Genomic DNA, 14,785 nt, shown 5'->3' with positions numbered 1-14,785 from the left:
TTTCTTCACGCAGCATGAGTATCTTTGGTTCGTTTTTTACCGCATTGATCGCCTTTGTCATTGTTCTGGGCATTCTGATTTTTGTCCATGAATTTGGCCACTTCATTGTCGCCAAGGCCTTTGGCGTACGGGTCTTGAAATTTTCCCTGGGCTTTGGCAGGCCCATCCTGAGCCGCAAGTGGGGCGAAACCGAATACATGCTCTCCGCCGTGCCTTTGGGCGGCTATGTCAAGATGCTTGGCGAGGATAATGATGCGGAGATCGATTCGGAAGAACGCAGCCGCTCCTTTTCCCACAAGGCGGCGTGGCAGCGTTTTCTGGTGGTCTTTGCCGGGCCTTTTTTCAATCTGTTCTTTGCGGTGCTGCTGTACTTCGGGCTTTTTGCGCTGGTGGGCGTGCCCCAGGTCGAGCCTGCTGAGGGCGGGCTGGTGGGGCAGGTGCTGGCCGGCAGCCCGGCGGAGCGGGCGGGAATCAGGGCCGGAGACCTCATCCTGGCCATTGATGGCCAAAAGATCACAACCTGGGAGCAGATTACCGGGCAGGTCCAGAAGGCCGGCGGCAGGGCGCTGCACCTGGACATCCGGCGCGGTGAAAAGAAAGTGGCGCTTCAGGTCATCCCCGAGCTGTTGCCGGAGCGGAACATGCTGGGTGAGGATCTGGGCCCCAAACGCTATATGCTGGGCCTCATGCATGGCTGGAACGAGAGCTATGTCAAGCGTCCCCTGGGCTTCTGCGCTGTGTCGGCCCTGTCCTACACCTGGAATCTGACTTCTCTGAATCTGCTCATTCTGGGCAAGATGCTCCAGGGCAAGGTACCGGCCAACGAGTTGGGCGGCCCCATCCGCATTGCCGAATTCGCCGGCGAGCGCATGCAGGCCGGCATCAGGAAGTTCGTCGATTTTGTCGCCCTGGTCAGCATCGGCCTGGGCGTGCTGAACCTTTTGCCGGTACCGGTTCTGGACGGCGGCCATCTGGCCTTCCTTTCCTTTGAAATGCTCCGCGGCAAGCCGGCCAGCGAGCGGGTCATGGAGATTGGCCAGAAGATTGGCATGACCCTGCTGGTCGCGCTGATGGTCTTCGTTTTCTACAACGACATAGCCCGCCTCGTGCAGCGATGGCTGATCCGCTGATTCTGGCCCTGGAAACGGCCACGACCTGCGCTTCGGTGGCGCTGACCCGGGGCGGCCGGGCAGGGGGACAACTGCTTGCCGAGTACAGCCTGATGCCTGGCCGTTCCCATTCCAGGCATCTGCTCGGCATGGCCGAGGCCATCATGCAGGCCTGCGCCGTGGACTGGGGCGATCTGGACGCCGTGGCGGTCAGTTGCGGGCCAGGTTCCTTTACCGGCCTGCGCGTCGGTCTGGCAGCGGCAAAGGGCCTGGCCTTTGCCACCGGCAAACAGCTCGTGCCTGTGCCCACGCTGGACGCGCTGGCTGCGCAGATGCCGCCTGTGGACATGCCTGTTTGCGCGCTCTTGGATGCCCGGAAGGCCCAGGTCTATGCGGCCCTGTACCATCCGGCAGGTGTCGATGCGGCCGGACTGCCCGAGCGTCTCGGGCCGTATCGGGCCTGCGCCGCCGCCGCCCTGCCTGCGGAGTTCCGGAAAGTGACCCTGTGTATCGGGCCAGGACTTGCGGCCTGTGACGCGGATTTTCTGCGGCATCCCCTGGTCAAGGCCCTGCCCGCCGTCTGCGGCCAGCCCCGGGCCGCGCTCGTTGGCTGCTGCGCGGCGGACATGCTGCAGCGGGGTCTGGCCCCGCACGACTGCGCGCCGCTCTACCTGCGGGCCTCGCAGGCCGAACTGGGCTTGGGCGAACGCATCGGGGAGACGGCATGATCAGGCGACGGGCAACGAGGCAGATTCACGTGGGCCCGGTGCCCATTGGCGGGGATGCGCCCATTGCGGTGCAATCCATGTGCAACACCCAGACCTCGGACGTCGAGGCCACGTTGGCGCAGATAGGGGGGCTCGCCGCCGCCGGCTGTGAAATCGTGCGCCTGGCCGTGCCGGACATGGCGGCTGCCCGGGTCCTGTCCGCCATTCGGGCCGGATCGCCCCTGCCCTTGATTGCCGACATCCATTTCGATTCCCGCCTGGCCGTGGCGGCGCTGGAAAACGGGGCTGAGGCCATCCGCATCAATCCCGGCAATCTGGGTGGGCCGGACAAGCTGAAACGCGTGGTGGATGCGGCCAGGGCGCACCATGCGCCCATCCGGGTGGGCGTCAATTCGGGTTCCATTGCCAAAGACATTCTGGCCCGCTACGGCTATCCCACGCCGGAAAGGCCGGAGGCCCTGATCGAGAGCGCGCTTGATCATGTGCGCCAGATAGAGGGCCTGGGTTTCTCCGAACTCAAGATCTCCATCAAGTCGCCGGATGTTTTGACCACGATTGCGAGCTACCGGCTTTTGTCCAGCCGCACCGACTACCCGCTGCACATCGGCGTGACCGAGGCGGGCGGCCTGATCGCCGGTACGGTCAAATCCAGTGTGGCCCTGGGGCACCTGCTTATGGCAGGCATTGGCGACACCTTTCGTGTTTCGCTCACCCGCGATCCGGTCGAGGAGGTGCGGGTCGCCTACGAGCTTTTGCGGGCGCTCCGCATCCGGGAGCGTGGGCCGGAACTCATTTCCTGCCCCACCTGCGGCCGTACCCGCATCAACCTTTTTGATCTGGCCGAGCGGGTGGCTGCCAAACTGCAAACCATGCGGGCCCCGCTCAAGGTGGCGGTCATGGGCTGTGTGGTCAATGGGCCCGGCGAGGCCAGGGAGGCGGATATCGGCATTGCCGGCGGCCTCGGCGTGGGCATTATCTTCAAAAAGGGCAGGCTCTGGAAAAAACTGCCCGAGGCGGAGCTGTTGCCCGCCCTGCTCGCTGAACTCGACCACCTGGAAGCCGAATATCACCACAACCGTCAGGAGAAATGAATGCGCTACTCAAAGATGCTCTTGCCCACCAGCAAAGAGGTGCCTGCCGAGGCCGAGGTCATCAGCCACCAGCTTTTGCTCCGTGGCGGCTTTATCAGAAAGCTCACGGCCGGGGTGTATTCCTATCTGCCGCTGGGCCTCATGGCCCTGCGCAAGGTCACGGCCATTGTCCGGGAGGAGATGAAACGCGCAGGCGCGCAGGAAATCCTCATGCCCATGGTGCAGCCCGGCGATCTGTGGATGGAATCCGGCCGCTGGCAGCATTACGGCCCGGAGCTTCTGCGCTTTCGTGACCGGAACGAGCGCGAGTGCTGCCTGAGCCCGACCCAGGAAGAGGTGGCCACCGATCTGGCCCGCCGCGAACTGCTTTCCTACCGGCAACTGCCGGTCAACATCTACCACATCCAGACCAAGTACCGGGACGAGATGCGGCCCCGCTTCGGGCTCATGCGCTGCCGCGAATTCATCATGAAGGACGCCTACTCCTTCGATGCGGACGACGAGGGCGCTGCCCGGAGCTATGAAAACATGCGGGTGGCCTATAGCCGCATCTTCGCCAGGCTGGGGCTGGATTACCGCATGGTGGAGGCGGACAGCGGCAGCATCGGGGGCTCCTATTCGCATGAATTCATGGTGCTGGCCGACGCCGGAGAGGACACGCTGGTGCTCTGCCGCGACTGCAGTTACGCTGCCAACGTGGAGAAGGCCATGGTGGCCCCGGTCCTTGCCTCGGCTGCCGGAGTGCCGCTGGAGGAGCTGCGTAAGGTGGCGACGCCGGGCACGAAGAAGGTGGCGACCGTGGCGGAATTTCTCAAGGTGCCGCCGCAGCAGATCATCAAAACCATGATTTACCAGATCGAGCGGGACGGCCCGGAGCCCCGGGAGTTCGTGGCCGCGCTGGTGCGGGGCGACCGCGAAGTGCAGACCGTGAAACTGAAGAATCTTCTGGGCGCCAACGAGGTGAACAGCCTGACCGAGGACCAGGTCTGGGAATTCCTGCGTCTGCCGGTCGGCTTCATTGGCCCGGTGAACCTGCCGCTCCGGGTGGTGGCGGATAGCGAGGTCATGGCCATGGTCAACGCCGTAGCCGGTGCCAACGAGAAGGGCTTCCACTATCAGGGCGTGAATCCTGAACGGGATTTCAGCGTGCAGGTCACAGGCGATCTGCGGCAGATCGCGGCGGGCGATCGCTGCCCGCACTGCGGCGGGCTCCTGCATTTCCGGGAGGGCATCGAGGTGGGCCACATCTTCAAGCTGGGCGCCAAGTACTCCGAGGCCATGAACGCCACCTTTCAGGACAGGGAAGGCCGGCAGCGCCCCTTCATCATGGGCTGCTACGGCATCGGCGTGAGCCGCATTCTGGCCGCGTGCATCGAGCAGAACCATGACCGGAACGGGATCATCTTCCCCATGCCGCTTGCGCCGGTGCAGGTGATTCTCCTCAATCTGGGCCTGGAGGACGAAGCGCTGACCAGTGCTGCGGAAGAGCTCTATCAGGCCCTTCTGGCCGCCGGCGTCGAGGTGCTCTTTGACGACCGTGACGAGCGGCCGGGCGCGAAGTTCAAGGATGCCGACCTGCTGGGCATTCCGCTCCGGCTCACCGTGGGCAGGACCTTCAAGCAGGAAGGCCTGGTCGAACTGCGCGAGCGCAAGAGCGGGGAGACCACGCTGCTGCCTGTGGACCAGGTCGTGGCCGCGGTGCAGGCCCGCATTCGCCGGGAACTGGCCTAGGCTGCGCGCCGGGGTCTGCACCTGCAGGGCGGGATTGCAGCCGGCGTGTGCACGGGCCTGGGCGTCAAGCGGCGCAGATCCCGTGTGACAGCGGCCGCTGCTTCAGGAAAAGAACAGGGGAGGACAGCCGTGGCGTCAGTGCCCGATACCAACCTCACGCTTGATCAGTTTTACAGCCTGGCAGCCGGGCACCTGCCCGCCAAGGACCTGCCGCTCGTGGAAAAGGCCTGTGCCTTTGTCAGGGAGCGTCACGGCGACAAGCCCTACAAGTACGGCGGCACCTTTTTGCAGCACGTCACGGCCGTGGCTGCGATCTTGGTCTCCATGAAGATGGACATGGCGACCATCGTGGGCGGCCTCCTCCACGGCACCATCAACGAGGCTGTGGCCAGCCTGGCGGAAATCCAGGAAATCTTTGGCCCCGAGATCGCCAATATCGTCGATGGCACCACCCGCATCACCAACGTGCGCTACACCGCGGCCGCGGTCGGGCAGGTGGAAAATATCCGCAAGTATATCCTGGCCATGGGCTCGGATATCCGGGTGCTCCTGGTTCGTCTGGCCGACCGTTTGCAGGACATGAGCATGCTCTCCGCCGCGGCCGAGGCGGAACGCCGCTACAAGGCCAGGGAGACCATGGATCTCTACGCGCCCCTGGCCGCGCGCATCGGCATCGAGTGGCTGAAACGCGAACTGGAGGATTCCTCCTTTTCCTACCTCTATCCCGAGGACTATGCCAGGCTCTCCCGCCAGATGGACAGTACCCTGGACGAACGGCAGGCCTATGTGGACGAGGTCATTGGCATTCTCCACGGCAAGCTCAAGGCCGGCAGGGTGGAGCCGGTGCGCATCACCGGCCGGCCCAAGCACCTGTATTCCATCTACAAAAAACTGATCGCCCAGAAGATCACCGTGGACAAGGTCTACGACAAGGTCGCCTTCCGCATCATTGTGCGCACGGTCAGGGAATGCTATCAGGCCCTGGGCGTCATCCATGCCGACTGGCCGCCGGTGCCGGGCCGCATCAAGGATTTCATCAGCGTTCCCAAGGCGAACAACTACCAGAGTCTGCACACCACGGTCTCCGGTCCGCACAATCACTTCATCGAGATCCAGATCCGTACCGAAGAGATGGACCGGGTGGCGCAGGAAGGAGTGGCCGCTCACTGGGCCTACAAGGAGGGCCAGCAGGTTTCCAGGAACGACGCCAGGCTTTTCAGGGACATCAAGCAGATTGTGCGCAATCTGCAGGAGGTGGAAGACCCGAACGAGTTCATGGAGTCGCTGAAAAGCGAACTCTACGAAGCGGATATCTTTGCCGTGACCCCCAAGGGCGAGGTGCGCGAACTGCCGCGTGGGAGTACGCCCATCGACTTTGCCTATGCCATTCATTCGGATATTGGCGACACCTGTGTGGGCGCCAAGGTCAACGGCCAGATCGTGCAGTTGAAATACAGGCTGCAGCAAGGCGATATCGTTGAAATTCTGACCCAGAAAAACGAGCATCCCAAGCGTGCCTGGCTGCAGATCGTGCAGACCGCCAGGGCCAAAAACCGCATCAGACAGTACTGTCGCAGGGTGGAAAAGGAGCGTTCCCTCAAGCTGGGCCGGGAACTCTGCGAGCGCGAGTTGAAGAAGAACGGCGTCAGCCTGCAGGCCCTGGTGCGGGGCGGTCAGTTGCGGCTTTTGCTGAAGGCGCTGCACTGCAGCAATCTGGACGACATGCTGATCAAGGTCGGCAGCGGGCGTCTGTCCCTGTCTGCGCCCATTCGCGCCCTGCAGCCGGAAGCCTGTGCGGCGCCCGGCGGGGAAAGGCATGGCGAGGAAAAGCGGGAGCCGCCCCGGCAGAGCGGCGCCCATGCCGAAGCGCCGACCAGCGGCAGCGTTGCCCTGGATAACATTCCGGACATGCCCATGAAGGTCAGCCGCTGCTGCCACCCGATCCCCGGAGATCCGATCGTGGGCTTCATCACCACCGGGGCCGGTCTGTCCATTCACCGGGCCGAATGCCCGAATCTTCTGGCCACCAGTTCGACCCGCTGGGTTGAGGTCACCTGGCCGGCCGCCCTGCAGCAGAACTACAACACCGCCTTGCTGATCCGGGCCGAGCGCAGGAAGGGCGTGCTGGCCAACATCAGCAGCTCCATCAGCGCGGACGATGCGGAGATCGTGGAGCTGAACGCCCGCACCTTGCAGAATGGAGCGGAAATCGATGTGCTGCTCTCGGTACGCGATCTGGATCACCTTGGGCTCATCATGCAGCATCTGCGTCAGATGAGCGAAGTTGTGGAACTGCGGCGGCGCTGAGCCTGACTCCGCTTATGTGCCAACACGTCTGCGAGGTATGCGGCAACGAGTACGACGCCAGGTTTGCCACAGCGATGTGCTGCCCGCACTGCGGCGCCGGGCAAAGCGGGCAGGGGGCCGCAGCGCCGCCCGATCCCGGGCGCCTGCACCGGCTGGTCAATCTGGAGAGGGGCCGGCCGCCGGTCGAGCGGGCCCTGAGCCGTCTGGATCAGGAGCTTGCCAGCGGCCGGCTCCAGGGCGTCAGGGTGCTGACCCTGATTCACGGCTATGGCTCCAGCGGCCGCGGTGGGGCCATTCGCGAGGCGGTGCGGGCGCGCCTGTCCTTTTTGCGGCAGATCGGCCGGATCGAAGCCGTGATCTTCGGCGAAGACTTCGAGAGCCGCACCGGCCGGGGCCGCCAACTGCTCCGGCGCTGTCCCTTTCTGGCAGCCCATGCCGATCTGAACCGGAAGAATCCCGGCATTACCGTGGTGTTGCTGGCCCCGGGCTCCCGGCGGGGCTGAATCCTTCCCCCCTTTCTGGAGTTCGCCATGCGTCCCAACAATCGGGCTGTCGCTGCCCTGCGGCCCTTCAACGTGAGCTACGGCTTTCAGCCCCATGCCGAGGGATCGGTGCTGATGAGCATGGGCCAGACCCAGGTGCTCTGCGCGGTTTCGGTGGAAGACCATGTGCCCCCCTTTCTTCTGGGTCGGGGCCAGGGCTGGATTACCGCCGAGTACGGCATGCTGCCGCGCGCGACCAAAAGCCGCGGCCGGCGCGAGGCGGTGCGGGCGCGCCTGTCCTTTTTGCGGCAGATCGGCCGGATCGAAGCCGTGATCTTCGGCGAAGACTTCGAGAGCCGCACCGGCCGGGGCCGCCAACTGCTCCGGCGCTGTCCCTTTCTGGCAGCCCATGCCGATCTGAACCGGAAGAATCCCGGCATTACCGTGGTGTTGCTGGCCCCGGGCTCCCGGCGGGGCTGAATCCTTCCCCCCTTTCTGGAGTTCGCCATGCGTCCCAACAATCGGGCTGTCGCTGCCCTGCGGCCCTTCAACGTGAGCTACGGCTTTCAGCCCCATGCCGAGGGATCGGTGCTGATGAGCATGGGCCAGACCCAGGTGCTCTGCGCGGTTTCGGTGGAAGACCATGTGCCCCCCTTTCTTCTGGGTCGGGGCCAGGGCTGGATTACCGCCGAGTACGGCATGCTGCCGCGCGCGACCAAAAGCCGCGGCCGGCGCGAGGCGGTGAGCGGCATTTCCGGCCGCAGCCATGAGATCCAGCGGCTGATTGGCCGCTCGCTGCGCATGATGGTGGATTTGCGGCTTTTGGGCGAGCATACGCTGAGGGTGGATTGCGATGTTTTGAATGCCGATGGCGGTACCCGCTGCGCGGCCATCACCGGCGCGGCCCTGGCTCTGCGGGCGGCGCTCGTGAGAATGGTCGAGCGGGAGCAGTTGCCGGCCCTGCCGGAACTGCTCCCCGTGGCCGCAGTGAGTGCGGGCATTGTGGACGGACAACAGGTCCTGGATCTGGAATATGTCGAGGATTCGGCAGCCGAGGTGGATGGGAACTTTGTCATGGCGCAGGATGGCCGCTGGGTGGAAATCCAGGCCACGGCCGAGGGCCGGCCGTTTCCGCCGGAGGCCTTCGCTGCGCTTGCCACTCTCGCGGCTGCCGGCCTGCGGGATCTCTTTTCCGCCCTGTGGTAGGCAGTCCGCTGTTGGCCCTTGAGGCGCGGCGAAGTTATATATCTCCCGGACAATCGGCCCTCTGGGAAGAGGGCATGCACCTTTCGGGGCAGGGATCTCCTGCAATCTCCCGACCTTATTGGTTGTTTCGCCAGCGGGTGCAGAGCGTATGGGGAATGTGGAGCTGGTCCAGAAGTCGGCCCGCGAAGTGCCGCATCAGCCCTGCAAGCGTGGTCTCGCCGCTGTAAAAGGCCGGCATGAAGGGCATGATGCAGGCCCCGGCCCGGGTCGCTGCCCAAGTGAAGAGCTTTGTGGGCACAAGTGTCAACGCGGTGTGAACGCAGTTGTGGATCGCTTTGTGCGCATATCACCCAGCGGCGTTTCTCAAGTTCAGAAGCCGCCTGGGGCATTCAATCTGCAGATTTTGCAGCCTGCGCAACTCAACTTGTTTGCGCGACGGGATTTGGTCGGGCTCTTTTGACCGAACGAACAGAAAATACCCATGAAAATCAAAGAGTTAGACATGTACTCAATTTAGTGGGACAGCAGTGCCTCAATCCAATATTCACCCTCTTCAGGCCTGTGACTGACAGAGCATTTTAACAGTTTTTCAGGGTCGACTATTCATACAAAAGCCTCAAAATCACAACTGTCATAAAAATATTACATTATTTCAGAGAAAATGTATTCAATCAAGCATAAGTGTCTTAAAAAAAGACAAGAGTAGCGGGATAGATTTGGGATAGATTTGCAATTGCCTCGTAAGCCTTAGGATATTATTTCGTTTTTATTGTTTTTTCGGCATGGCATGTTCTTTGAAGTGACTCCTGTAAAATTAATGCTACCCTTACAAATCCGTTAAAAACTACCCTTACAAATCCGTTAAAAAACTTTTCAGGTACGCACTACAGGTGTTTCGATTTTAAGTAACGTACAATCAATGAGTTGCGTTCCGGCTTACAAGGTTTTACTTACCTGTGGTTTCTACGACTTCTCAACGGGCTGTTAAATGACCTTGGGAGGCAAGGCCAATAGTGCTGGGTAGCATGTTTATGTTTAAGGCGGACGGCATGTTAATATTTTTATCGGCGAGTGACGGGCTTCACAGCTTGGTCCCTGCGGCCCATGCCTCCGCTTGGGTAATCCCCTTTACGTTGCACATGGATTCGCCTGTGCGGCCGGTCAATGCAATTGATTCCATCCATACAGCGTTAAACCGCAGGACAACGGCCGCAGATCGCGTATCTGGGTTGTACCAGCGGCTTGCACCTTTGAGCACAGTGAAAATCTATACCATCAACGCAAAGGGTACAGAGCTTGACACGGTTGCTGGTACCCGTGTCCTCTGCTATTTTTTCGATTTTGTTATACTTTCTAACGATCCCCTTGCAGTTCCTTATGAACTTCTAGAGCTCCTATTAAAGTTTTGCCGAACATCTCAGGCGAGTGCACGATCTATCAGGCGTAGAACGCAGCAGAAGTTTCGCTTTTTTGTTGTGTTAAGCAAAGGTAATCCTCGTTACCATTGCTACGCCTGTTTTTGGCAATACAAAGCCGATAACCAAAACAATTGAGGAGCAAAACATGGAACGACTCGAAATCAAAAATTTTATCAACGGTAAATGGGGCGGTCCTGAGGAGAATAATGATCCGCTCTACAACCCTTCTACAGGCGAAAAAATCGGTTCGGTGCCCATTTCCTGTCTAAAGACCGCCGATGAGGCCACCACCGCTGCCGCAAGGGCCTATGAAACCTGGAGCCTGATGCCGATCGCTAAGAGGATTGCCTATCTGTACAAGATTCACGCCTGCATGACCCGTGATCTGGAAAAGCTGGCTTGGGGTATTGCCTATGACCAGGCCAAACAGATCGGTGAAGCCCGGGGTGAGGTTCAACGCGTCATTGAAATTGTGGAGTCAGCCTGTTCTGCCACGGTAACGATGCAGGGTGAATGTCTGGATCTGATCTCCGGCAACATCAATGTCAAGGTCGTAAGGCAGTCACTGGGCGTTTTTGCCGGAGTAGCTCCTTTTAACTTCCCAGCCTTGGTATTTGGCTGGTTCATTCCCTATGCCATTGTGGCTGGCAACACCTTTGTTTTCAAACCTTCAACGCAGTCCCCGTACTTCATGCAAATGATGTGCGACATTTTTCAGGAGATCGGATTGCCCCCCGGTGTGGTCAATGTCATCCACGGGCATCGTGAAATTGCCGAGACTTGGTATGAGGATCCCAGGATTGCCGGCGTTTGTCTAGTCGGCTCCACGCCCACAGCCAAAAAAATGGCCGCTGGCTGCGCTCGTGGTGCCAAGCGATCCATGTTGCTTGGCGGCGCGAAGAACATGCTCGTGGTTATGGAAGATGCCGACATGGATGTCTTCATTGACAATTATCTAAACTCCTGCTTTGGGTCTGCAGGTCAACGCTGCCTTGCCGGTTCGATCGTTGCCATTGTACCCGAAATTTACGAACAGGTTCTGGAACGTATGATTGCAGCATCCAAGACTGTCAGGGTTGGCGACGCGCTGGATCCCGACGTGTATATGGGCCCCCTGATTTCCCGCAAGGCAGCCGACAGCGTCATCAACTACGTTGACATTGCCCTGAAGTATGGGCATGGGTGCAAGCTGGCCTTGGACGGCCGTCATCCCGAATTGCCTGAAAAAAACAAAAATGGCTATTTTGTCGGTCCCACCATCATTCGGGACATCACCCCTTGCAACCCAATCTTTACGACCGAAGTGTTTGGCCCACTGGTTGCGGTCATCAAGATTGCCAACATGGACGATGCGCTGGATCTGATCCGTAAGTCAGAATTTGGCAACGGTGCTTGCATTTTCACGCAAAGCCAGTTTTATGCCGAAAAATTCAGCCGTATGGCTGATGTCGGCATGGTGGGAGTGAACGTCGGTATTTGTGCACCCCATCCCTATGTGCCCTTTGGCGGTATCAAGGGCTCCCTCCTTGGGACCAATAAGGTACAGGGCAAAAATGGCCTTGAATTTTTCACCCAGAATAAGGTGACGACCATTCGTACAGTTGATCCCAAAGCCCAGAGCGCTGGCGCTACAAAACCCCAGACGGTTCGCTCCTGCGTCGCCAGCTGACAGGGCCGCGGCGGAATGCATCAAAGGCCGACTCCGTCATTGGATGGGGGCGGCCTTTCTGTTTTTGGCATGCCCGTTGTGGCTTCCGGCCATAGCCACGGCATTGTACGTCTTTTCTGGGTGCGGCGCTCTGCTGTCTGGTTGGGGTAGCCACTTTTGGAAAACTGTTGCGGCGCAGCTCCCGGCAAACGCTTGTATGGCTTCGGCCAAGATACGTGGCGATTTTTCGGCAGCTCAAGCCCATGTGCACAAATAATTCGATAACAACCCGTTCTTCCAGGGTCAGATGGCTATGGGACATGGCGGGCTCCTTCTGGCTGGTTGGGTGTCGATACTTCCAACTCTACCAGAATCCCGCCCTGTCCTTTTAGGCTTTTCTCACCCTGACCGAGTGGTGCATTTGCAACGAGAATCTACCGCACCGGACAAGTGCGTCTGCGCCATGGGCCGGTCCCGGAAAAGTAAAATCCCCGCCCGAAAGACCGGACGGGAACTGTGTATCCAGGTCGTTTTACTTGTAAGGCTTGATCTCCTTGATGAGATTCAGATACTTGCCGTTAGCATACTTACCGTCGCCGACCTTGTCGCATTCTTCTTGGGTGAGTTTACCCACGCCGGTAAAAAATTTGGCGAGTTCACCCTGCCATCGCTGAGCGGTGCTTTGTCCTTTGGAGTCGTCAAACAGAGCCTTTTGCTCTTCCAGGTTGAAAACGGGATGGGTCTGGAGGTCCTTCAACGCCAGATCGTCACTGTACTCCTTGCCCGTGAATTCCAGGAAAAAGCGCTTGTATTCGGGCACAAGGCTTTCTAGTGGCTCGGTCTTCAGCATATTGACCGCTCTCAAGTACACGGAGAGAAAGGCAGCCACAGTTTCGGGATTCTGCTCGGCGAATTTTTTTTCGGCCATCAAAACAATAGGCAGGCCTTTTTTACAGCTATGCACAGTGCCTGCTATCTTCCAACCGAGCTCCTCGCCCCGGTACATATGGGGTGCCCACAGGGCCACTCCGTCGCCGATGCCCTTTTCATAGGCGGCCACCGCCTGCGCCTGATCCATGTTTTTGATGATGACGTCCTTGTCGGTCAAGCCCAGTACCTGCAGCCAAGAGCTGAAGGCGTAATGATCGGACGACATGGTAGTAATCAGGAAGGTTTTGCCCCGTACATCATCCGGATGCCCGAGGACATCGGGGAAATCCTTGTTGTAACCTTTGGTTTTGGCGATAGGGCTGTCAGCACGGACCATCACGGCGTTGGTATAGGACTCGTCGTTGCCGATGAGAATAACCTCCGTGCCGTAGCGTAGGGCGCCCAACACTGCAGGCACAGCGCCATTGCCGCAAAAAACCCATTCTCCGGCGGGCAGGGCGTTGACGATGTCCATGCCGTTGCTGAAGAGCAGCAGGTCAAGGTCGAGACCCACCTCCTTGTCCCAGCCTTTCTCATGGGCGTACCAGATCAGGAAGGTCTCATGTTCATCCATCCAGGCAGTCTTGAGTCTCATGGGCTTGTCTGCCGCACTAGTCAAGGAGCATAGAACGAGGGCAGATACCATCGCGAAAAAGCAGATACTCAGTTTTTTCAACATAGCTTTTCCTCCTGTTGTGGGCAGCGTCCGCGGATCGTCCTGCGGAAAACCGCCGATGATGTTTCACGCCACGGTGGAAACTTCCGGGGCACGCATTGCCGCATCTTGCTTTTCACGTACAGCCCCGGCGGCGAGCGGGGGGATAGCCAATTCGTCCTTTTACGTGGTTACTATACACCTCCTTACCGGGTGATATCCGAACCAGGGCGCTCGGAGAGAACGCCTAGACGAATGACACAACTTGGGGAAGTCTAAACTGACCACTATTTCTCGTCAGCACGGTCTGGATGCAGCTTTATGGAGGCACTGTCTCCAGATATGACCATTTTTTCCCCTTGTTCTCGCAGCCGCACCACGATGCGGTTTCGTAGGCGGAAGGCCCGCCAGAGCAAAAGACAGGCGACGCTGACCAGTATTCCGGCTGCATATGGTTTGGGTTCCAGAAGCCAAATGCCAGCTGCGGCCAGACTCAGAGTGAAACAGCTCAGGCGCAGCAGAAAAAGTCGTCTGTAATCGTCTCTAAGCGCTGCACAGTCCGCATAGTCTCCAGTGTCTCCTAGCCTCTTGCCTTTTCCATCAATAAGTCGTCTTGTGCCGTAAAAGACGACTGCTACGCCGGCACACCCAAAAAGCAGGCCAATGGATGTCGCTTCCATCGCTCACAGTACCAATTCCGTATTGTCAGTGATGAGCTTGCGTAGTTGCAGCAGGGCTGTACTGGTGTGTTCGCGCGGCCGGGGCAGATCGACACAGTATTCAGTTTTGACCGTACCGGGAAGTTTGCCCTCCATCAGAACGATACGGTCACCCAGAAACAGTGCTTCGTCGATGTTGTTGGTAACGAAGATAACTGTGCGTTTTTCCTGTTCCCAGATGCGTATGGTTTCATGCTGCATAAACATACGGGTCTGCGCGTCGAGCTGACCAAAGGGCTCATCCAGCAGCATGACACTGGGGGTATTGGCGTAGGCTCGGGCAATGCCCACCCGCTGCTTCATGCCGCCAGAGAGCTGGTGAGGGTAATGATTTTCAAAGCCCTTGAGGCCCACCATGTCAATGTAGTGTTGTGCGATCTCGCCACGCTTATCGGGGGGCACATTGCGGAATTTGAGACCCATTTCCACGTTGTGGCGCACGGTCTTCCAAGCGAAGAGCATATAACTCTGGAACACCATGCCGCAGTCAGTGCCGGGACCGGAGATTTCTTTTCCGTCGATTGTGACCGTGCCGGTATCAGGGAGTTCGAGGCCCGCAATGATTTTCAGCAAGGTAGATTTCCCGCATTGGCCGGGACCACACACCACCAGAAATTCATTTTCATGCACGTTAATGCTGACATTGCTGATGACGGGAACTTCCTGATTGCCCTTCTGGATAAAAGTCTTGCTGACCTGCTCGCAACAAATCTTCGGCTTTGCTTTATGTTCGGTATTCATAGAACTTCCTTATCTCTTCC

12 protein-coding genes and 2 pseudogenes are annotated in these 14,785 nt (G+C 59.2%); 10 read left to right on the top strand and 4 right to left on the bottom strand.

Features of this window, described 5'->3' with window-relative positions; translation table 11 throughout:
• The first annotated feature begins 14 nt into the window (after positions 1-14).
• The 8 genes and pseudogenes from rseP (at position 15) to rph (ending at position 8,654) form a co-directional block, all read left to right on the top strand.
• Complete coding sequence (gene rseP, locus CAY53_RS10645; protein ID WP_104937088.1) at positions 15-1,130, top strand: RIP metalloprotease RseP; 1,116 nt, start codon at positions 15-17, stop codon at positions 1,128-1,130.
• Positions 1,115-1,837, top strand: coding sequence for a tRNA (adenosine(37)-N6)-threonylcarbamoyltransferase complex dimerization subunit type 1 TsaB (gene tsaB, locus CAY53_RS10640; RefSeq protein ID WP_104937087.1), 723 nt, complete (start codon positions 1,115-1,117; stop codon positions 1,835-1,837). Before rseP ends, tsaB begins: the two co-directional genes overlap by 16 nt.
• A complete protein-coding gene (ispG, locus tag CAY53_RS10635; protein ID WP_104937086.1) occupies positions 1,834-2,928 on the top strand; it encodes a flavodoxin-dependent (E)-4-hydroxy-3-methylbut-2-enyl-diphosphate synthase in 1,095 nt (364 codons plus the stop codon). The genes tsaB and ispG overlap by 4 nt, the downstream gene beginning before the upstream one ends.
• Positions 2,929-4,659 (top strand): proline--tRNA ligase, encoded by a 1,731-nt coding sequence (locus CAY53_RS10630; protein ID WP_104937085.1) that lies wholly within the window; start codon positions 2,929-2,931, stop codon positions 4,657-4,659. It begins immediately after the preceding gene.
• 129 nt (positions 4,660-4,788) lie between these two features.
• On the top strand, positions 4,789-6,966 hold the full coding sequence (locus CAY53_RS10625) for a RelA/SpoT family protein (RefSeq protein WP_245874813.1): 2,178 nt from the start codon (positions 4,789-4,791) through the stop codon (positions 6,964-6,966).
• Positions 6,967-6,980: 14 nt separating this feature from the next.
• The gene (locus CAY53_RS10620) at positions 6,981-7,469 is read left to right on the top strand and encodes a Smr/MutS family protein (protein ID WP_104937083.1); all 489 of its coding nucleotides are present in this window, start codon (positions 6,981-6,983) and stop codon (positions 7,467-7,469) included.
• A gap of 27 nt (positions 7,470-7,496) precedes the next feature.
• A pseudogene (locus CAY53_RS13815) lies at positions 7,497-7,787 on the top strand (ribonuclease PH); the annotation flags it as partial.
• Positions 7,788-7,955: 168 nt separating this feature from the next.
• Complete coding sequence (gene rph / locus CAY53_RS10610) at positions 7,956-8,654, top strand: ribonuclease PH (RefSeq protein ID WP_104937081.1); 699 nt, start codon at positions 7,956-7,958, stop codon at positions 8,652-8,654.
• A 115-nt stretch (positions 8,655-8,769) separates the two neighbouring features.
• On the opposite strand, the gene CAY53_RS10605 is transcribed toward rph, so the two are convergent.
• Positions 8,770-8,952 (bottom strand): hypothetical protein, encoded by a 183-nt coding sequence (locus tag CAY53_RS10605; protein ID WP_245874930.1) that lies wholly within the window; start codon positions 8,950-8,952, stop codon positions 8,770-8,772.
• On the opposite strand from CAY53_RS10605, the pseudogene CAY53_RS13600 reads away from it, so the two are divergent.
• Together CAY53_RS13600 and CAY53_RS10600 are read left to right on the top strand one after the other, a co-directional pair.
• Positions 8,930-9,114 (top strand): annotated as a pseudogene (locus CAY53_RS13600) (IS4 family transposase); the annotation flags it as partial. The gene CAY53_RS10605 and the pseudogene CAY53_RS13600 sit on opposite strands and share 23 nt — an antisense overlap.
• 1,103 nt (positions 9,115-10,217) lie before the next feature.
• Positions 10,218-11,741: an aldehyde dehydrogenase family protein gene (locus tag CAY53_RS10600; RefSeq protein ID WP_017866030.1), complete on the top strand. Its 1,524-nt coding sequence runs from the start codon at positions 10,218-10,220 to the stop codon at positions 11,739-11,741.
• Here CAY53_RS10600 and CAY53_RS14155 read toward each other — a convergent pair.
• The 3 genes from CAY53_RS14155 to CAY53_RS10585 form a co-directional block, all read right to left on the bottom strand.
• A complete protein-coding gene (locus CAY53_RS14155) occupies positions 11,701-11,985 on the bottom strand; it encodes a helix-turn-helix domain-containing protein (protein ID WP_425430782.1) in 285 nt (94 codons plus the stop codon). The two genes, CAY53_RS10600 and CAY53_RS14155, sit on opposite strands and share 41 nt — an antisense overlap.
• Positions 11,986-12,252: 267 nt before the next feature.
• On the bottom strand, positions 12,253-13,329 hold the full coding sequence (locus tag CAY53_RS10590; protein ID WP_104937079.1) for an ABC transporter substrate-binding protein: 1,077 nt from the start codon (positions 13,327-13,329) through the stop codon (positions 12,253-12,255).
• A gap of 659 nt (positions 13,330-13,988) precedes the next feature.
• Positions 13,989-14,765 (bottom strand): ABC transporter ATP-binding protein, encoded by a 777-nt coding sequence (locus CAY53_RS10585; RefSeq protein WP_104937078.1) that lies wholly within the window; start codon positions 14,763-14,765, stop codon positions 13,989-13,991.
• Positions 14,766-14,785: the final 20 nt, after the last annotated feature.

Origin of the sequence: Desulfobulbus oralis, assembly GCF_002952055.1 — a bacterium.
Classification (GTDB): Bacteria; Desulfobacterota; Desulfobulbia; order Desulfobulbales; family Desulfobulbaceae; genus Desulfobulbus; species Desulfobulbus oralis.
Note: the sequence above shows the minus strand (reverse complement) of the source record. Positions and strands in the feature narration are given on the sequence as shown.

What these genes read in the sequence shown, in the direction of transcription:
- rseP (WP_104937088.1), top strand. Translation starts at nt 15, where the DNA reads ATGAGTATCTTTGGTTCGTTTTTTACCGCATTGATCGCCTTTGTCATT.
- tsaB (WP_104937087.1), top strand. Translation starts at nt 1,115, where the DNA reads ATGGCTGATCCGCTGATTCTGGCCCTGGAAACGGCCACGACCTGCGCT.
- ispG (WP_104937086.1), top strand. Translation starts at nt 1,834, where the DNA reads ATGATCAGGCGACGGGCAACGAGGCAGATTCACGTGGGCCCGGTGCCC.
- CAY53_RS10630 (WP_104937085.1), top strand. Translation starts at nt 2,929, where the DNA reads ATGCGCTACTCAAAGATGCTCTTGCCCACCAGCAAAGAGGTGCCTGCC.
- CAY53_RS10620 (WP_104937083.1), top strand. Translation starts at nt 6,981, where the DNA reads ATGTGCCAACACGTCTGCGAGGTATGCGGCAACGAGTACGACGCCAGG.
- rph (WP_104937081.1), top strand. Translation starts at nt 7,956, where the DNA reads ATGCGTCCCAACAATCGGGCTGTCGCTGCCCTGCGGCCCTTCAACGTG.
- CAY53_RS10600 (WP_017866030.1), top strand. Translation starts at nt 10,218, where the DNA reads ATGGAACGACTCGAAATCAAAAATTTTATCAACGGTAAATGGGGCGGT.
- CAY53_RS14155 (WP_425430782.1), bottom strand. Translation starts at nt 11,985, where the DNA reads ATGGGCTTGAGCTGCCGAAAAATCGCCACGTATCTTGGCCGAAGCCAT.
- CAY53_RS10590 (WP_104937079.1), bottom strand. Translation starts at nt 13,329, where the DNA reads ATGTTGAAAAAACTGAGTATCTGCTTTTTCGCGATGGTATCTGCCCTC.
- CAY53_RS10585 (WP_104937078.1), bottom strand. Translation starts at nt 14,765, where the DNA reads ATGAATACCGAACATAAAGCAAAGCCGAAGATTTGTTGCGAGCAGGTC.